17 protein-coding genes and 1 pseudogene are annotated in these 17,716 nt (G+C 56.9%); 12 read left to right on the forward strand and 6 right to left on the reverse strand.

Annotation, left to right across the window (positions count from 1 at the left end):
- The first annotated feature begins 26 nt into the window (after positions 1 to 26).
- On the forward strand, positions 27 to 884 hold the full coding sequence (locus E4T66_RS17040; protein WP_136850437.1) for a metal-dependent hydrolase: 858 nt from the start codon (positions 27 to 29) through the stop codon (positions 882 to 884).
- A gap of 93 nt (positions 885 to 977) precedes the next feature.
- On the opposite strand, the pseudogene E4T66_RS21750 reads toward E4T66_RS17040, so the two are convergent.
- The 6 genes and pseudogenes from E4T66_RS21750 to E4T66_RS17065 all read right to left on the reverse strand — a co-directional run.
- Positions 978 to 1,461, reverse strand: a pseudogene (locus E4T66_RS21750) (transposase family protein); the annotation flags it as partial.
- Positions 1,462 to 1,484: 23 nt separating this feature from the next.
- A complete protein-coding gene (locus tag E4T66_RS17045; RefSeq protein ID WP_136850439.1) occupies positions 1,485 to 2,723 on the reverse strand; it encodes a thiolase family protein in 1,239 nt (412 codons plus the stop codon).
- An 11-nt stretch (positions 2,724 to 2,734) separates the two neighbouring features.
- The gene (locus tag E4T66_RS17050) at positions 2,735 to 3,547 is read right to left on the reverse strand and encodes an SDR family NAD(P)-dependent oxidoreductase (protein WP_136850441.1); all 813 of its coding nucleotides are present in this window, start codon (positions 3,545 to 3,547) and stop codon (positions 2,735 to 2,737) included.
- An 11-nt stretch (positions 3,548 to 3,558) separates the two neighbouring features.
- On the reverse strand, positions 3,559 to 5,127 hold the full coding sequence (locus E4T66_RS17055; protein ID WP_136850443.1) for a class I adenylate-forming enzyme family protein: 1,569 nt from the start codon (positions 5,125 to 5,127) through the stop codon (positions 3,559 to 3,561).
- A 26-nt stretch (positions 5,128 to 5,153) separates the two neighbouring features.
- On the reverse strand, positions 5,154 to 6,287 hold the full coding sequence (locus tag E4T66_RS17060; RefSeq protein ID WP_136850445.1) for a saccharopine dehydrogenase family protein: 1,134 nt from the start codon (positions 6,285 to 6,287) through the stop codon (positions 5,154 to 5,156).
- A 55-nt stretch (positions 6,288 to 6,342) separates the two neighbouring features.
- Entirely contained in the window at positions 6,343 to 7,623 is a 1,281-nt protein-coding gene (locus E4T66_RS17065; protein WP_136850447.1) for an acyl-CoA dehydrogenase family protein, read from the reverse strand.
- 131 nt (positions 7,624 to 7,754) lie between these two features.
- Between E4T66_RS17065 and E4T66_RS17070 the strand changes: the two genes are divergently transcribed.
- The 11 genes from E4T66_RS17070 to E4T66_RS17120 form a co-directional block, all read left to right on the forward strand.
- Positions 7,755 to 8,609, forward strand: a complete 855-nt coding sequence (locus tag E4T66_RS17070; RefSeq protein ID WP_136850449.1) for a helix-turn-helix domain-containing protein — start codon at positions 7,755 to 7,757, stop codon at positions 8,607 to 8,609.
- Between the two features lie 269 nt (positions 8,610 to 8,878).
- Positions 8,879 to 9,649, forward strand: coding sequence for a hypothetical protein (locus tag E4T66_RS17075; protein WP_136850451.1), 771 nt, complete (start codon positions 8,879 to 8,881; stop codon positions 9,647 to 9,649).
- Positions 9,649 to 10,284: a cytochrome c oxidase subunit 3 family protein gene (locus E4T66_RS17080; protein WP_136850452.1), complete on the forward strand. Its 636-nt coding sequence runs from the start codon at positions 9,649 to 9,651 to the stop codon at positions 10,282 to 10,284. Before E4T66_RS17075 ends, E4T66_RS17080 begins: the two co-directional genes overlap by 1 nt.
- Positions 10,285 to 10,291: 7 nt before the next feature.
- Positions 10,292 to 10,558 (forward strand): hypothetical protein, encoded by a 267-nt coding sequence (locus tag E4T66_RS17085; RefSeq protein ID WP_136850454.1) that lies wholly within the window; start codon positions 10,292 to 10,294, stop codon positions 10,556 to 10,558.
- 367 nt (positions 10,559 to 10,925) lie between these two features.
- A complete protein-coding gene (locus E4T66_RS17090) occupies positions 10,926 to 11,975 on the forward strand; it encodes a saccharopine dehydrogenase family protein (RefSeq protein WP_136850512.1) in 1,050 nt (349 codons plus the stop codon).
- Between the two features lie 193 nt (positions 11,976 to 12,168).
- Positions 12,169 to 12,969 carry an SDR family NAD(P)-dependent oxidoreductase gene (locus E4T66_RS17095; protein ID WP_136850455.1) on the forward strand — a complete coding sequence of 267 codons (801 nt, stop codon included), beginning with the start codon at positions 12,169 to 12,171 and terminating at the stop codon, positions 12,967 to 12,969.
- Positions 12,970 to 13,452: 483 nt separating this feature from the next.
- Positions 13,453 to 14,340, forward strand: a complete 888-nt coding sequence (locus E4T66_RS17100) for a metal-dependent hydrolase (protein WP_136850457.1) — start codon at positions 13,453 to 13,455, stop codon at positions 14,338 to 14,340.
- A gap of 37 nt (positions 14,341 to 14,377) precedes the next feature.
- The gene (locus E4T66_RS17105) at positions 14,378 to 15,013 is read left to right on the forward strand and encodes an START domain-containing protein (protein ID WP_211242991.1); all 636 of its coding nucleotides are present in this window, start codon (positions 14,378 to 14,380) and stop codon (positions 15,011 to 15,013) included.
- 3 nt (positions 15,014 to 15,016) lie between these two features.
- Complete coding sequence (locus tag E4T66_RS17110) at positions 15,017 to 15,421, forward strand: DUF4345 family protein (protein WP_136850460.1); 405 nt, start codon at positions 15,017 to 15,019, stop codon at positions 15,419 to 15,421.
- A 112-nt stretch (positions 15,422 to 15,533) separates the two neighbouring features.
- Positions 15,534 to 16,307 (forward strand): DUF3450 domain-containing protein, encoded by a 774-nt coding sequence (locus E4T66_RS17115; RefSeq protein ID WP_169577681.1) that lies wholly within the window; start codon positions 15,534 to 15,536, stop codon positions 16,305 to 16,307.
- On the forward strand, positions 16,304 to 17,716 hold a 1,413-nt coding region (locus E4T66_RS17120; protein ID WP_211242992.1), incomplete at its 3' end, for a MotA/TolQ/ExbB proton channel family protein. The genes E4T66_RS17115 and E4T66_RS17120, both read left to right, overlap by 4 nt.

Consider the following 17,716-nt stretch of genomic DNA (forward strand, 5'->3'; position numbering starts at 1 on the left):
TCGACGAAAGCAGCCAGGAGTCGCGCATGCCCCCAGTCCTTAGCTCGACCGCACAGACATTGTCTCAAACGCCATACGACATCAATGTGCGTGCAGACTTGAAATGGGATTTTTCGAAAGTCGGCAAGCAGTTTGTAGATGGCGATCCATTGATTAGCTGCCTGTGGGCCGCATTTTCGATTGGCGCTCCGGTCATTGAACGGTTCTTCATTAAGGCGCTGAAGCCCACCGTCGACACCATTGTTGGAGATGAAAAGCTAATTGACGACGTCAGATGCATGATTGCTCAAGAAGTGCATCACTCGGCGGCGCATATCGTGTTCAACAAGCACCTCGAGAGCCTCGGCTTCGACGTCAAAGCGGTAACCAAGCAAATGGAAGCCACTGTGCAGGTCATGACCCGAGACATGACTCCGATTGACATGCTCGGCATCGTTGCTGCCGGTGAGCATGCGCTCTATTCCTTTGCCCAGGTTTTCATCCGCTCAAACCAAGTTCGTAAGACCATGCATCCGCAAGTCGAGCGCCTGTTTCTCTATCACATGCTTGAAGAGGCTGAGCACGGCGCTGTGAGTCATGATCAGTACCGCTATTTTGCCGGCAATGATTATTTCCATCGCCTCCGGACGGCTAGCAGAGCACGGCATTTATTTTCATTGTTGACTGATGCAGTGAGCACACTGTCCGGCCAGCTGGATGTGGAAATCACCGCTAAGAACTGGATCGCTTTGCATCGCTATCTTTGGGGAAATCCGGGACTGTTTCGGCTCATGATTGGAAATCTGGCGGGGTATCTGGCGCCTTGGTATCAGCTCACTTTTACACACGAGGATGAGGCTGATATCAAGCGCTGGAATGACGAGCTGTACGCCGGACAACCGTAATAAATACCGTAACGATCGGCATTGCCTCCATGCGCCGTTCATCGGCCTGCTCAGTATCAGTAATGTCCCCTTTTGGCTAGAGCCAAAAGGGGGCTATGCGGCAAGTGCGAGTTTCTGGATGGGAGTGATGCCACCGAGCACCATGTTCGGACGCTCATGGTTGTACGTCCATAGCCCGCGGGTGGCTTTGTCCTGCACCTGCTCAGTCGTATTGAATAGCGCTCCGTCCGTTTGCAGTGTTCAACGCAGGCGTTCTGTTGTGGCTCGCACGGATGGATGTGTCCGATGCTAATACTTTCCATTCTGCCCACGCCAACTGCGCGGCGCAGATGTACTCGGGACTGTCGTCGGAGCGAATTCTCCGTCGATTGCCGAGCCACCAACGATCTCTCCAACGCACGGAGCAAACTAGCTGCAGGCAACGACAGGTTCACTTCGACGGTTAGGCCGTCGCGATTTACGTCGTTCAGCACGTTGAAAAGTCGAAAGCTACGGCCATCGGCAGCTGGTTATGCATGAAATCAATCGGCCAAACGTGGTTGATTGTTCCCGGCACCGTCAGGGGTTCAGGCTTCTCTCAGACGACAGACCTTCGGTGTGTCATTTGCTGAGGATATGAATCGCCAGTGCCGCTTCTTCAATGCCCTGTAGGCCGCCGCCATTTTCTTGGATAGCATGCCGAGCGCCCTCTACTTGCCGCGCTCCTGCTTCGCCACGTAGCTGAGTAACCAATTCGTATAGCTGCCCAATGCCAGTGGCGCCCAAGGGATGCCCCTTCGATTCTAGGCCGCCGGATGGGTTGATCGGGATACGCCCGCCAACGGTGAACTCACCACGTTCGGCTGCTGGTCCGCCTTGACCAAAAGGTACTAATCCCAAGTTCTCGGCCTGGATAATTTCGCCCATCGCCGACGCATCGTGGACTTCAGCCACGTCAATGTCCTCGGGTCCCAGGCCTGCCTGCTCGTAGGCTTGCAGTGCGGACAGATGGCCGACACTTTTCCGAGGTTCGTCCAAGCTCCGGTGGGAAAAGCTGCGCATAACACTGGCCGCAACCTTGATGCAGCGGCTCTTGTCGGTGCCAATGCGCTTGAGACCTTCGGCGGTGCACAGAATTGCGGCGGCCGCGCCATCGGATAATGGGGCGCACATCGGTAGCGTGATTGGATAGGTGATCGGCGGCGCCGCCAAGACGTCTTCGATCGTGAAACTCTGGCGGAACTGCGAGTAGGGGTTGTGCACCGAATGCTGATGATTCTTCGCGCATACTGCTGCGATCTGCCGCTGTGTCGTGCCCCAGGTCTTCATGTGATTGCGGCACAGCGCGGCATAGATGGACATGAAGCGGCTGTATGGCTTGTCGGATTCAGAGCCTGGCGGTGGCTCGATGCCTTCGCCCATCTTGGCCAGGGTGGCAAAGTTTTCCTCGGCTCGACCGACATCCCAGCCGGCCTCGAAGATCGAGAACGCCTTGACCTTGTCCGGGATATTCATCTTCTCGGCGCCCAGGGCCAAGGCGACATCCGTAGCCCCTGCCTTGAGTGACTGCATCGCCAGGTGCACGGCAGTCGAGCCCGAAGCGCATGCGTTCTCGACGTTGTAGATCGGGATTGAATCCAGGCCAACCTGTGCCAGCACGACCTGACCGGGAATGGCGATCTGACCCTGCAGTGGACCATTGGTCATGCCGGCATAAAACGCTGCGCCGATGTCGGAGGCTTTGGCCCCGGCATCCTTGAGTGCGCCATTGAAGGCTTCACTGGCCATATCTGCCAGCGAGCGTTCCTTGTGACGACCGAAGACAGTCATGGCGATGCCAGCAATGTAGATATTGCTCATCTGGAATTCCTTTAGTTCGCCAGGCGTTTCACGATGGCGGGATAGTGATTCGGCAGCAGGCGGCTCAGCCAGTACAAAGAGGTGGACTTGTTTCCGGTAATGATGCGTTTCCGACCCCGCTCCACTCCGCGCACGATGTCGGTGGCACAAACCTCGGGCGGCGTCGTCAGCATCGTTGCAGCTTGGCTGGAGAACCCAGCTTCTTCATTGCCCGCAGCCCTGCAACGACGCCCCTGCGCTTCGATGTTGGTCTTGATGCCGCCGGGATGGACAACAACCGCTTCGACGCCAGTTCCGTCCAGTTCGGACCAAAGGCACTCGGTCAGTCCACGGACACCAAATTTTGAGATGTTGTACGCACCCTGAGTCGGGAAGGACACCAGGCCGAACACGCTGGAGATGTTGACGATGCGACCTTCGCGTTGCTCCAGAAAAATCGGCAGAAACGCTTTGGTGCCGTAGATCACTCCCCAGAGGTTGATGCTGAGCTGCCACTCGATTTCTTCAATACTCATGTGCGCGATGGTGCCAATGACTGTCACGCCAGCATTGTTGATGACGCAGTCAGCACGCCCGAAGTCCTGTTTGACCTGCGCGGCATGCGCAAAGACTACTTCGCGGTCCGACACATCCACTGCGTAGGTCCGGCATTCACACTTCGCTGACAAGCGTCTGCCGAGCGCGACCAGCTCTTGCGTGTTTCTCTCATCCGACAGTGCGAGGCGCGCGCCTTTGGAGGCCAGGTTTTCCGCCAGCGCGCGCCCGATGCCCGAACTCGCGCCGGTGATGACGACGACCTTGTTCTTGAACTCGTAGGCGGACATGAAGCGTCTCCTCAGATCTTGCGATCGCTGTTCTGCCAGTAAGTAGCGCGCAAGTCTTTCTTGAGTACCTTGCCCACCGGGCTGCGCGGCAGTGATTCGACGAAGTCGACGCTCTTCGGTGCCTTGATTGAACCCAGCTTTTCCTTGCACAAGGCAACCAGTTCCTCAGCAGTCACACTCTTTCCCGCGTTGAGCTCGACCACCGCCTTGACCGTCTCGCCCCATTCGGGGTGCGGCACCCCGATCACCGCGCAGTCCTGCACTGCCGGGTGGCCCCAGAGCACTTGCTCGACCTCGCTGGGGTACACGTTGAACCCGCCGGAGATGATCATGTCCTTCTTGCGGTCGGTGATGTGCAGATAGCCTTCGGCATCGATATGACCGACGTCACCGGTGTGCAGCCAGCCATCAATGATGGTTTCCGCGGTCTTATCTGGTGCCTTGTAGTAGCCCTTCATCACGAGGTCGCCGCGCACGCAGATTTCGCCGGTCGCGCCGTTCTCCAGGATGCGATTCTCGTCATCCATGATCTCGACCCGAACCAGGGGGTTGGGCCGGCCCACGGACGACAGTCGCTCATCGGAAGCGATGCGCCCATCGGTGAAGTGCTCGTCGGGTGGCAGGAAGGCGATGGAGGCGGGACACTCGGTCTGGCCATAGCCGCCAGTCATAATCGGGCCGAAGACTTCGATCGCCTGCTTCAGCTTCTCGATCGACATTGGCGCTGCCCCGTACATCAGATAGCGCAACGAGGAGAAGTCGACTTTGTCCTTCAAGCCCGGCACTTCCAGCAGGCGGTAGATCACCGTCGGGGGCAGGAAGAACTCGGTCACGCGGTACTGCGGGATCGCGCCGAGCAATACCGCTGGATCGGGTTTGGTGACAATGACCACCGTGCCGCCGCGCGCCGTGCATGGCAGCGACAGAATGCCCGATGTATGCGTCATCGGTGCCGCCGCCAGATTGACCGGATACTCGGCGCCGTCGTAGCGACACGACAGCATGAAATGAGCACAGAAAGTCTGCAGCGAGCGATGGGTGTTCATCACCCCCTTGGGCTTGCCGGTGGTGCCGCCCGTGGAGGACAGCATGACGACATTGTCCAGGTCGACCGGCAACTCCGGTCGGCTCACCGGCTGATCACGGGTCCAGTCGGCCAGCGACCGTGCGCCCTGGACCTCAGGTGCGTCGCCGTCCAGACAGATCCACAGCATCACCTTCGGCAGGCGCGGTTGCAGTTCGGCGATCACCGAAGCGAATTGCTGCTGGAAGAACAGCACCTCGCAGTCGAAGGTTTCAAGGAGATAGTGGTTCTCTTCCGCAGCATTGCTGGCGCTGATCGGAATCCAGCACAGGTTTGCCCGCCACAGTCCCAGGGTGCAGGTCCAGGCCGCGACGTCGTTCTTGGCCCAGACCGCTCCCTTGCTTTGCCCGGCAAAGCCGGACGCGAGCAGGCCATTGGCAACCTGGCAGGACAACTCGCCGACCTGCTGAAAGCCATGCTCATGGCCATCCTGGATGTAGGCGACGCCCTGGGGATTGATCCGCCAGCCGCGATCGAAGAAATCAATGATGGCCATGGCCGCTCTCCTCCTGATCGCCCGTCTTAGAGCTGCTGCACGGTCGCGCGAGCTAGGCCGCGCTGTTCGAGGAAGCCCAGCAGGTAGCGGTGATCCAGCGCCTGGCAGGCCGAAGCAAACCCGACTTTCCGGGTGTCGTTGTCAATCAGCTTGATCGCAGCGGCTGTCTGCAAGGCGCCGGTCGAGATATAAGAGGTGATTCCGTGAACGGTGGCGCGCACAGCGGCCATTTGGCCGCGTCCGATGGCAAAATCCACGGTCCGCTGCGTGGTGGTGCGTTCCCGCGGCGGCATGCTTGGCGTGGTGGACTCGACGATGCCCTTGATGACCGCGTCCTGATGTTCCTTGGGCAGATCTTTGTATTCGGCATCCCATTTTTGACCGAGAGCATGCACGGTCTTCATGACGTCGTTATCGTAAAAGCCCACATAGGAGATACAGCTGCGGACGCGTGGATCATCCTTAAAGAACAGCGGCAGTGAGGTCCCTCCCCAAGGCAGCGAAAAGACCGGCTGGACAAAATTTGGGTCGACGATGTTGACCTGGGTGCCGAACGCGTGCTCGACCAGTTCGTTTTCCCACAGATAGCAATGCTTCTGGCGATACAGCTCAAAGATTGATGCGGTGGAGCCAACGGTCACGCCCGAGGCGGTGAAGCGTGGGCCACGGCACAGCGCAGCGGTTTCCAGGGCGTCAATTCCGGGCGTCTCCAACGCCAGCTGCGCCGCGATCTCGGAGAAGGTGTACATGTAGGCGGTCGACGGCGCCAGAAGCAGGCCGGCCTGGCGATATAGCTCGCCGAAGCGTTCGCGTGCTTCGGTCATGAAACCCTGCTCGCCGGTGGTGTCCAGATAGTGGCAACCCGCGTTCAGCGCCGCCTCGATGGTGGTCAGGCCGAAGTTACAGAACGGGCCGACGGTATTGCAAACGACCTTTGCACCCTTGAATGCCCTGCTCAGTGATTCGACGCTGTGTTCGGTTTCGATGATTTCGTAGGCCGCTGATTCCAGGCGGACCACGCGTTCAGCCATCATCTCTTTGATGCGCGCCGCGCTGCGGCCGACGGCAGTGAAAGGAATCTGCTGGTCGATCAGCCAGTCCATGGTGAGCATGCCGGTGTAGCCGCTGGCGCCATAGACCACAACAGGATATTTAGCCATTTGAGTCTCCTGGAATTCGATTCAAGTTAAATAGGCGCTGGTGCTGCAGCGAAGATCAGTTCTGTGCCCAGCCTTCGGCGTATAACTGCTGGGCAAGAAAGCCCAGTCGCATCGTCAGCAGGTTGTTTTCACCGTCCTCGATCAGAGCGGCACGCGTGTCGCGGAACAATTTCTCGATCGGATATTCGAGCGACGTTCCTGCGCCGCCGTAGAGCTGCATGGCCTCATCGACGACCTTCATTGCTTCCTGCGTGATCGTGACTTTCGCGGACGCCGTGGCGTATGCATGTCCCTCGGGGGTCATGCGCGCGTACGCAAGTGACCGGCGCGCAACGCCGCGGCACAGCTCCACGCGGCGCAGCATGTCGCCAATGCGGAAGCGGGTAAGTTGATGGTTGATCAGTAGGTCGCCGCCCTGCTTGCGCTCATGCACATATTGCAGGGCCATCTCGAATGCGGCGCGGGCGACCCCGGTGAAGGTTTGCCCCATGTGGGTTCCAGCGTAGGACCAAGCCGAGGTATGGTTTCCGTAGTACTCATCCTTCAGAGCCACAGCAAAGCGCTTGGGAATCTTCACGTTGTCAAAATAGATTTCGCCCTGAGGCAGCGAACGCTGGCCGATCTTGCGCAACGGCTTGCCTTTGGACACGCCGGGCAGGTCCAGAGGGATGATCGCGGCCACGCCATTTGGGCGTCCATCTTCCGCAAAATATCCGTCACCGTAATCGGCGCCCAGATAACCCAGAGCAACCTGCGCAACGGCCCCGTTCGAGACCCACGCCGAGCATTGACCGTTGATGACGATTTCGTCCTTGCCGACGGTCGCCAGCATGTTGCCCTTGTTGCCGGGGGCGCCTTTCGCCCAGTCGCGCTGGACGTCATAGGTCGTGACGTCGCTGCCCTTGTTGGGATGCGTGATCATCCAGCAGCCGATCTTGCCGGCGCAGAGATCCATGAGCTCTTGATTGCCCACTGCGCGGGCCATTTCCAGAGGGAATCCGGCAGCGGCGAGCGAAATGGCGAGGCCGGGGTCGCCCCAGCCCATTTCCTCACCAATCAGGGATTCGACGCGCACCGCCATCTCGGGGGGCAATTGTTCGAGCAAACTGGAATCGAGTCCCAGCTTGGCGGCTTCGGCAAAAACGCTGTAGTACGGAGATCCGGGCGCGATCACTTCTTCCGCAGAAAGTTTGTCGAGTTCTTGGCCTAGGGGGCGCAGAACATTTTTGGCAAACAGATGCACGCTGTTCTGGATCGCAAGCTCTTCTGTACTGAGCGGCGTTTCGAAGCCCGTCATGCTGATGGACGGCAACTTGAGTTCCTTGCTCAATCTCATTTCGGTATCTCCTCGCCCGCTGTGCGGGACATCTGATGTTCTTTCTGATGAACGCCATTTTGAGAAGCTGAGCGGCGGCGTGTTTCAGGAAATGAGCGTATGTTTGTCAGAATCTGATCATTGGATCTCGGATGGAATACTGGCTCAGCGTGCGGAAGGATCTGCGGGTGTCGCCCGTGGTTGAGGGCTTGATCCAGGGTGATAGCCCGATCTATGTGGAGCGCTACTTTTTTAAGAGCGTCGATCGTTCGGTTAAGGGTTTGGGCGGTTGTGGGCTTGTGATTGATCTCGACGGTGCCCGCGTCCGCGAAGGTGAGACAGGGCAATGGCGCGCCGAATTTATTCCCGGCCAGAGTGCGCTCGTGCCGCCGCGCTGCCAGACGCACTGGCACTACTCCGGCCCCGTTGATTTTGTGGTGATCTATTTCCCGGTGCAGGCAGCCGGCGTACTCGAAGGATTGCGCCGTTTGGCACAGGCGAAATGCCAGCCCATCACCTTTGCTGATCCAGTCGTTACTGCTGTAGCTCGGACTCTGTCTGATGAACTCAATAAGGGACTCGGAGCGGAGGAGCATTTCTTGCAACTGCTAGCAGCTACGATGTTGCAGCAGACGTACCGTGTATTGACCGCACCCGCAGTGAGACTCCTCGGTCCGCGTCATTTGCACTTCGAGCGGATTAACCGCGTCCTGAAGCTGATCCGTGATCATCTAGGAGAACGTCTCTCACTGGAACAGTTGGCGTCCGAAGCTGGAATCAGCGCGCCGCACTTCCGCCGAATCTTCCGGGAAGCGATGGGAATCCCGGTTCACCGGTTTGTCCTGATGGCCCGCATCGAACAAGCGCGAAAGCTCCTCGCAACCACGCAGATGCCGATTTCTCGCATCGCCGACGAGTGTGGATTCAGCAGCCAGAGTCACCTTACGGACTCCTTCCGCTCGGCTCACGCAGCAACGCCGTCAGAATTTCGGGCAATGCACCGCTAGGGCATCGTGGCGTGACTGGTCTGAGTGGCGTCCGATAGTGGCAGTGGCCGTGATGGAGAACGTAAAGGTTTCGCCTCGTGCGCGGGAACGCTGCATCAGCAAGCCAACGATGCTTGTTGACGCAAGGTTAAATCCGCCTTGCAGTGGCGGAATCGAATACTGTAATGGTGTTTGACTGTCAAAGCGACCAAGAAAAGGACATGTCTGGCCGTTCTTAATAAATAATTTGAGAGAGCACTATCGAGGAACTTGAAAAAGGGGCTATCGCCGTGTCTCTCGATAAGAATGTTGTCGAATTTCAGTATCGCAGCGCCCGCGTTGAACTGGCTTGCTTATGGAGTTTTCCAGTTGCCATGGCCCTCGTTTTTGGGGGGGTATGGCTCGCCGGAATGTTCCCCCCTCTGTCTCCATCAAGCAGTTCGATGGAAGTGCAAGAGTTTTTTCGTGATAGCCCCAATAAGATTCGTGCGGGCATGATTTTATCGATGCTTGGATGTGCCGTCGCTGGTCTGTTCGTCGCAGTTATATCTACACAAATGAAGCGCGTCGAAGGCGCATTTTCACCGCTTGCTTACACGCAGCTGCTGGCCGGGCTCATATCAAACATGCTTGGAGTTCTTCCATTTGCATTTATACAGATCGGTGCCTTTCGTGCTGACCGTATGCCAGAAATACTCCAGCTCCTATACGATTCATCATGGTTGATGAATCTGGGAATCATATTTCCAACGGTTCTCGAAATTTCAGTAATTGGCGCCTGTGCTTTCATGGATAGGTCTGAAAGAATATTTCCTCGCTGGTATGCATGGATCTGTACTTGGGTTGCATTCGTCATGTGTGCGGATGTTCTGGTGTTCTTTTTTAAGGCGGGCCCGTTTGCATTTAACGGGATAATCAGTTTTTGGTTGGAGCTGTCCGTATTTGCCATCTGGCTTCTTATAACATTCCTAATATTGCGCAAGAGCATCAATAAATCCATTGCAGAAATGTCAACTATTGACAGTAGTGGCGCGCATTTCTCAAGCAGTGTAATAAGCTGATGAAAACGATCGAGGAACGCTCAAATCCGTATTTTGCCAACACGCATGCAAAGGATGTGACTGGCGGCTCCAGCAAAGGCGAGAAGCGTATTCCTGGAGAGCTTGGAATATGGTTCTTTATTTTCGGCGACATGCTGATGTTTGCGGCTCTCTTCGGAGTCTTTCTGCACGATCGATCTAGTAACTTGCTGATTTTCAACTTATCTCAAGAAAATCTGCATGGGTTCTATGGTTTTGTGAACACGCTGATTCTCTTGAGCAGTTCCATTTGTGTCGTGTTGGCGATTCGCGCAATGCGGCATGAGATGCGTGCCAATGCATCTTTCCTGATACTGATGGCGATAGGGTGTGGACTTTCTTTTGCGTGCATTAAGTGTTTTGAGTATTCGGAAAAGATATCATCAGGGATTCTGTTAACGACGAATTTATTTTGGACATATTATTACGTAATAACTGGAGTCCATCTTTTTCACTTGTTAATTGGACTCGGCGTGCTGTCATTTTGCTATATGCAGGCCCGGCAAGGCCGTCTGAGTGTGGAACGTTTGCGACTTGTTGAGGGTGGTGCGTGCTTTTGGCACATGGTTGACTTGCTTTGGATTGTAATATTTCCTCTTCTTTATCTGGTGAGATAAGCGGGCGATGTCTGGAAGTATGAAAATTGTCGCCATCTGGATGTTCTTGGTGGCGGCAACTATATTTTTCTGGTTTTTATGGCCGGAACACAAGTCGATGACCGATGATTGGCGGGTGTTGGCGACAATACTCACTATTGTCGTGTCGACCATTAAAATTCGCTTTGTTGGTCTTTGGTTTATGGAGCTTCGCGATGCGGTACTTCCTCTGCGACTCGCATTTGAGCTCTATGCACTAGGTGTCGGGGCAATGATGATATTTCTTTATATGTAGACGTTCTGCGCCCCGCCGCAACTGGGCCAGCAAGACAATCTATTCGTCGAAAGCAGACATTGCTGTCGCCAATGAGCGAGGGTCTATCAGCGACTCTGAGGAGCAATTTGCGCTGGGCCGGTGTAATGCTGGTAGATCACTTATGGATTACGCCAGTGAAGGCATGGACTGTTGCTGCAAGCTAATAAATCTGGTCAGAGATTATTTTTGAATGTCACTGGTTTATTCATTTTGCTGATCGTTTTTGAATGAAAATTGATGCATCAATTTCGGTGCAGCGCTGTTGTCATAAATACGATGAATTTTGGATTTGGATGTGGCATCAAAGTGCGAAGAGGATACGAAATGGAGAACTGTGAAAGCAGCCATGCATGACTTATTGATTTACGGCGCCAACGGGTACACAGGAGAGCTGATTGCCCGAGAAGCGGAACTACGTGGGTTGAGGCCAATCTTGGCTGGCCGCAGTGCTTCAAAACTGGAGGCGCTGGCCGCAGAGCTTGGCGTGTCTTTTCGCGCATTTGATTTGGCAAATACTGCCACGGTTGCTCAGCACCTTCGGGGGGTCAAAGTTGTATTGAACTGCGCTGGCCCGTTTTCCGCCACCAGTGTCCCCATGATCGAAGGGTGCCTGCAGGTTGGCGCGCACTATCTAGACATCACTGGCGAGATCGGTGTGTTTGAACACGTGCATTCCCTTCATGATCAGGCTGTAAGGGCCGGCGTAGTGCTCTGCTCCGGGGTAGGGTTTGACGTAATTCCATCTGATTGCGTTGCAGCGCGGTTAAAGGAGGCACTGCCGGACGCTACCCATCTGGCGTTGGGATTCGACACCCGCTCTAGCTTTTCACCTGGGACAATAAAGACGACCGTCGAAGGTTTGGGGCAGGGTGGCAAAGTGAGGCGCGATGGCAGGATCGTGCGAACACCTTTGGCACACTCTGTTCGTAAGATCGACTTCGGCGACGGCGAAAAGCTGGCCATGACCATTCCTTGGGGCGATGTGTCTACCGCCTACCACTCGACCGGCATTCCCAATGTAGAGTTCTACATTCCCAGCCCACCGACCATGATCATAGGCGCCAAGTGTGCCAATCATCTGCGTTGGCTCCTGGGTAGGGAGGTGGTGCAGAAGACTCTCAAAAAAAAGGCCGGCGAAACGCGCGGTCCCAGCGACGTAGTGCGGGCCATGATGCCGGCTTACGTTTGGGGGGAAGCGAGGAACGCTGCGCGCGAGATCAAGACGGCTCGAGTTAAGACAGCCAATGTTTATTCGCTAACCGCCACGGGTGCGCTCGCCGTTGCTAAGTTCGTACTGGAATGTCCAGTGGATGGCGGTAGCTACACGCCATCGAAACTCTGCGGAAGTGATCTCGTAGAGAATCTGCCGGGTAGCAGTAGCATTACGATTTGCTGACCGCTAAACGCAGATCGGTGCGACGAAACTTCTGTTCCCCAAAGTTTACGCAGCCCGCTGATTGCTTGCCGCGACTTGTTCGGACATTACTTGCACTCCTTTTATGCGTGTGCAAGCGGCAGCGAAAATATTGGAGTGGACTGGACGTGATTTTGTGATTGGTACGAGCGACTAATTCAAAGAAGGATCTTGCGTGTTTAAAGGAAAGGTTGCGGTTATTACTGGAGCCGGGTCAGGCATTGGTCGTGCACTTGCACAGCAGCTCGCGACGCTAGGGGCAAATCTGGCGCTCTCGGATATCAACCGTGCATCTCTGGACGAGACCCTTGCGTCGCTGCCCGCATCATCTGCGAAGACACGAACCTATTATCTGGACGTCTCAGATCGGGAGGCAATTTTCCAGCATGCCGAGCAGGTGGTCGCTGACTTTGGCGAGGTTCACTTTGTCTTCAACAATGCGGGAGCCACCATCGTTGGCACGATCGAGCACCTGTCGGTTGCAGAGATAGACTGGCAACTTGGCGTCAATCTTTGGGGCGTGATTTGTGGGACAAAGGCATTTCTCCCGTACATGCTAAAGCAACGGCAGGGATGCATTATCAACATATCTAGTGTATTCGGCATTGTTGGGTTTCCGACGCAGGGCGCCTATAACATTTCGAAGTTCGGTGTGCGCGGTCTTACTGAGTGCCTTTGGTCAGAGCTTGAGGGGACTGGAGTGAGAGCGGTCTGCGTGCATCCGGGTGGTATCCGGACCGCTATTGGCCAGGCTGCATTGCGCTGCGCTGCGGCGGATGAAACAGAGGCTGAATTTGACAAGTTTGCCGCGAATTTGCTGCGTACTTCGCCGCAGCACTGTGCAGCAGACATACTGAAAGGCGTGCGCAAAGGAAAGAAGCGAATTATCACCGGATATCGTGCTTCAGAAATTTTCTGGATGTCGCGACTAATCCCGAACGGGTATCCCTGGTTGCTTAAGAAGTTGGCGCGATAGACGTGTGTCGCGAACCGCGCTGCTGCTAGCGAATTGCTGTGGGAGTGGTGTCAAGATCGACGCTGTGGTTCTCGGTGGGCAATACGAATGCCGAGACTGTTGATACTTAGGGAGTTGAGTCCGATGTCGTGGCGTTGGGCTGGCCAGTCCACCAACTCTAGCAGCAACACCCCGCGGATACGCTTCGCACAAGCCACGGACAGGGTCTCCTGTAGTGAGATCGTGCGCGATATCCGAGTCGAACAGGCGGAGTAGCTAATTTGTGATATTTGGTTGCCGGTGCCCAATACGACTGAGCGTTTGGCATTCGGACATGGCTGGATTTGCCACAACCTCGGGAGGTGGACGGTACGGCCCCGCCAGACCCCGCAAATCTTGATGAGTAGATGCATTTGGAAGGGTTCATTGTCGCTCTGGACAAGAATGTGTGCGTTTCGCGCATTGCTGCGCAGGGGGTGAAACTTCACGATGGGCATCGTCTAGATGGCAAAGGTGCGGGAGGAAATGGTGAACGACGCAGCTCCGGGAGGAAGCGTGGAGACGCTTTCACAGACCCCGTTCAAGATCAACGTGCGAAAAGATATCGTCTGGGATTTTTCACAGGTGCCAGTTCAGTTTGACAGCACGGACAAGATTGTCAGTTACATGTGGGCTGGCTTAGTCGTCGCCGGGCCACCGGTTGAGCGGTTCTTCATCAAGGCATTGAAGCCTACGCTTGATACCATCAAGGGAGATCCGAAGCTCAAGCAGGATGTGGAGGACATGATTGCGCAGGAGGTTCAGCACTCAGCAGCGCATATCAAACTGACCAAACAGCTTGAGGCCATCGGCTATGACTGCAAGAAAGCGACCGCGTACATCGAAGATGTATTGAAGGATTTGACGCTTGGTCTCAGTCCGGTTGATATGCTCGGAGTAGTGGCTGCGGGTGAGCATTCGCTCTATGCGATTGCCAGCGTCTTCATCGATGCGAAAGAGGTGCGTGAACGTATGCATCCTCAGGTTGAGCGCCTGTTTCTGTATCACTTCCTTGAGGAGGCGGAGCACGGTGCAGTGAGTCACGACCAGTATCGCTATTTCATGGGTAACAGTTACTGGCATCGCATCCGGATGGCGTACCGCGCTCGCCATGTCTTCAGGATGTTGACCGGCGTCGTCGATATTTTTGCCGCAGGCTTTGGGCAAAAACTGACCGCGGCGGATCACATGCGGCTTTGGCATTACCAGTGGGTGTATCCGGGAATGATGCGAAAAATGAGTGGTCGTTTGGCGGAGTATCTCTCGCCGACGTACAAACTGACGTTCAAGCATGAGGATCTGGATTTGCTTGATCGCTGGAACGCCGAACTTTATGCCGGGCAAGCGAAGTAGGTTTAGCCGCGTTTGCGTCTTTCTGCTGGGCGGATGGGTGCTGTTAGGCACCTTCGCTACAGCAGGGGACGCGGCCATACCTGATTGGACGCTGGTGCGGGACCGTGAGGGCATTCAGGTCTTTACGCGCGAGGTCTCTGGCTCACCGCTTCGCGCGGTGCGTGCGGTAGCTCGCGTCAAGGCTTCCGCAACGCAGGTCGTGGCGTTACTCCGAGACGTGCCAGAGCGGCCGTCCTGGGATGCAACCTGTGCGTCGGCAGAGGTGATTGGTCATGACGCCAACGGGGCGGAGAAGGTCTACGTCCACAGTCGGCTGCCGTGGCCTGTCAAGGATCGCGACATGGTTCTGCGCGCCAGCTGGTCCGTTGATGCGGGCTCCAAAACGATATCGATGACAGCACAGGCGATTTCAGGTGGTGTTGATATCCGCCCCGATCGTGTACGGATCGTTGAGGCCAGCAATGTCTGGTACATCAAGTCCCTTGGCGAATCGGAAAGCGAAATCGTGACTGAAATTCATCTGGATCCGGGCGGCCAGCTGCCGGCATGGCTATTGAATTATCTGTCAGAAGAGGCGCCTTTTGATTCGCTCCACAAGATTCGGCAAATCGTTGAGTCGGGGCGCTACAAGAGTGTGCACGGGGCACTTAATCCGTTGGTTACGGTCGAGTGAGCATTGACAATAGCGCGTGAAAATCTGGAGCGGATACTGGTCCAGATCATCGGCGGTTTGCTCGCTGCCGCAGGGGTGCTCTACTGCTTGCTTCCTGTGCGTCTGTTTGCATTGGGCGGTGAAGTTTTGTCCGTTCCGTCTGCCGTAACCGATGTGCGTGCGACCTATGGTGGGATCCAGATTGCCCTTGGGATTCTGGTCCTGAGTTATGCCCGGAGTTCGCAGGGTTTGAAACCGGCACGTGCGTTACTGGTTCTGGTACTGGGGAGTGTCGGATCGCTGCGTTTGCTTGGGGCCGCTGTCGATGGTGGCGAGCAATCTGTCAATGCCGTTGCAGCCGTCGTGGAGATCCTTTCTGCCATTTTGGTCTGGAATGTCGTTGGGCGAGGCGGTGCGCAGCCGCGATGAGATGTGGCGTCTTCTAGCCGACACTAGCTGCCAACGGGATCTACTGTCTTTTTACCGGTTTGTCACATAACACATGTGTTTTGCTTACGCGCAAGCACGGAGGAGAAATTGGATGAGGCATAAATTGCAGGGCGCATGTCTGGTGGCCTGCGGCGCGACGATCTGCGGAATGCAGTTTGCTAATGCGTCCACCGTCCCTGACGTCATCACCGCCGGCGAGACCTGGCTGGTCGCGCAGGTAGACAGTCAGAAGAAGGTGGACGCACTGGGCGAGCAGCGCCGCGACCTGCAAGGCGAGTACCGTGCAGTGCTGCGCGAGATTGAAGGGCTGGACGCGTACAACCGCCAGCTGGAGCGTCAGCTGCAACTGCAGCGAGACGAGATGTCCGAACTGGACAACAGCATCAGCCAGGCAACGACAGTGGACCGGCAGATCCTGCCGCTGATGCTGCGCATGACCGGCGCGCTGGAACAGTTCATTGCGCTGGACCTGCCGTTTCTGGCGAGCGAGCGCGCCGAGCGCCTGAAGTTCGTCAAGGACGCGATTGATCGCGTCGACGTGACGGTGGCGGAGAAGTTCCGGCAGGTGCTGGAGGCGTACCAGATCGAACTGGAATTCGGACGCACGATCGAAGCGTATACAGGGATGGAAACGATCGACGGCCAGAAGCTGGAAGTTGACTTCCTGCGGGTGGGGCGGATCGGGCTGTACTACCAGAGCCTGGACGGCACGCAGAGCGGACGCTGGGACGCCAAGGCCAAGCAGTGGGTGTCGCTGCCGGCGACGTACCGCAACCCGCTGCGGGATGCGATCAAGGTGGCGCGCAAGCTGGTGGCGCCGGACCTGCTGACCCTGCCGCTGCCGACGCCGGGAGCCGGCGCATGAAGAGCCCGAGCATGAACCTTCTGAACAAGACCCTGCTGGCGAGCGTTGTCGCCGCCGGCACCCTGCTGCTGACCCCGGCGTATGCGCAGGAATCCAACATCGACCCGGCCGCCGAACAGCATCAGGCCGACACGCTGGACCAGCTGCTGGACATGGTGCGCAGCAAGACGCTGCAGGACCGCAGCGAACTGCAACAGCGCGAAGCCGAGTTTGCCCAGGCGCGCGACGACCAGGCCAAACTGCTGGCGCAGGCCAAGGCCCGGCGCGACGCCGCCGAAGCACGCTCCAAGACACTGGAACAGAACTTTGACAGCAACAAGCTGACGATCAAGGAAAAGGAAGAACAGCTCAACAACAAGCTGGGCGCCTTGAAGGAACTGTTCGGCATCTTCCAGCAGACCGCGGGGGATCTGCAGGGCATCTTCCACAACAGCCCGGTGTCAGCGCAGTACCCGGGGCGCAACGACTTCCTCGAAGCCTTTGCCAAGAAGATGAGCAGGGCCTCGCAGATCAGCACCATCGACGAGATCGAACAGCTGTGGTTCGAACTGCAGCGCGAGATGACCGAAGGCGGCAAGATCGCCACGTTCGAAGCGCCGGTACTGACCGCCGAAGGGCGTGAAGTCACCAAGAAAGTGGTCCGCGTCGGCGAATTCGACGTCGTCACCAACGACCCGGATCCGCGGTATCTGGCCTGGCGCGGCGACCAGCAGACGCTGGCCGAACTCAAGCGCCAGCCGGACGGCCGCTACCTGAGCATGATCGACGACTACGTCGACAGCCGCGAACCGGCGGAAAGCTTTGGCCTGGACCCGACCGGCGGCTCGCTGCTGGCGCGACTGGTCGAAGCCCCGCGCCTGAACGATCGCATCCAGCAGGGCGGCACCGTCGGCTACGTCATCATCGCGCTGGGCGCCGTCGCGCTGCTGGTGGCGCTGGAACGCATCATCATGCTGACGATCGTCGCCGCCAAGGTGCGTCGCCAGAAAGCCCAGGTCGAAGCGCCGAGCAACGCCAACCCGCTGGGAAGAGTGCTCAACGCCTATCACGCCAACCAGGGCGTCGACGCCGAGACCCTGGAAATGAAACTGGGCGAAGCGATCCTCAAGGAAACCCCGAGCATCAACCGCGCGCTGACGTTCCTGAAGATCGTCTCCGTCGCCGCGCCGCTGCTGGGACTTCTGGGTACCGTCACCGGCATGATCAACACCTTCCAGGCGATCACCCTGTTCGGCACCGGCGATCCCAAGACCATGGCCGGCGGTATCAGCCAGGCGCTGGTGACCACGGTCGAAGGCCTGTGCGTGGCGATCCCGGTGGTGTTCCTGCACTCGGCGGCGTCGAGCCGGGCCAAGGCGATCATCCACATGCTGCATGAACAGAGCGCCGGACTGATCGCCGAATACATG

The organism is Sinimarinibacterium arenosum (assembly GCF_005047655.1).
Classification (GTDB): Bacteria; Pseudomonadota; Gammaproteobacteria; order Nevskiales; family Nevskiaceae; genus Solimonas.

Coding starts and splice junctions, on each gene's coding strand:
- E4T66_RS17040 (WP_136850437.1), top strand. CDS start 27: ATGCCCCCAGTCCTTAGCTCGACCGCACAGACATTGTCTCAAACGCCA.
- E4T66_RS17045 (WP_136850439.1), bottom strand. CDS start 2,723: ATGAGCAATATCTACATTGCTGGCATCGCCATGACTGTCTTCGGTCGT.
- E4T66_RS17050 (WP_136850441.1), bottom strand. CDS start 3,547: ATGTCCGCCTACGAGTTCAAGAACAAGGTCGTCGTCATCACCGGCGCG.
- E4T66_RS17055 (WP_136850443.1), bottom strand. CDS start 5,127: ATGGCCATCATTGATTTCTTCGATCGCGGCTGGCGGATCAATCCCCAG.
- E4T66_RS17060 (WP_136850445.1), bottom strand. CDS start 6,287: ATGGCTAAATATCCTGTTGTGGTCTATGGCGCCAGCGGCTACACCGGC.
- E4T66_RS17065 (WP_136850447.1), bottom strand. CDS start 7,623: ATGAGATTGAGCAAGGAACTCAAGTTGCCGTCCATCAGCATGACGGGC.
- E4T66_RS17070 (WP_136850449.1), top strand. CDS start 7,755: ATGGAATACTGGCTCAGCGTGCGGAAGGATCTGCGGGTGTCGCCCGTG.
- E4T66_RS17080 (WP_136850452.1), top strand. CDS start 9,649: ATGAAAACGATCGAGGAACGCTCAAATCCGTATTTTGCCAACACGCAT.
- E4T66_RS17085 (WP_136850454.1), top strand. CDS start 10,292: ATGTCTGGAAGTATGAAAATTGTCGCCATCTGGATGTTCTTGGTGGCG.
- E4T66_RS17090 (WP_136850512.1), top strand. CDS start 10,926: ATGCATGACTTATTGATTTACGGCGCCAACGGGTACACAGGAGAGCTG.
- E4T66_RS17100 (WP_136850457.1), top strand. CDS start 13,453: ATGGCAAAGGTGCGGGAGGAAATGGTGAACGACGCAGCTCCGGGAGGA.
- E4T66_RS17115 (WP_169577681.1), top strand. CDS start 15,534: ATGAGGCATAAATTGCAGGGCGCATGTCTGGTGGCCTGCGGCGCGACG.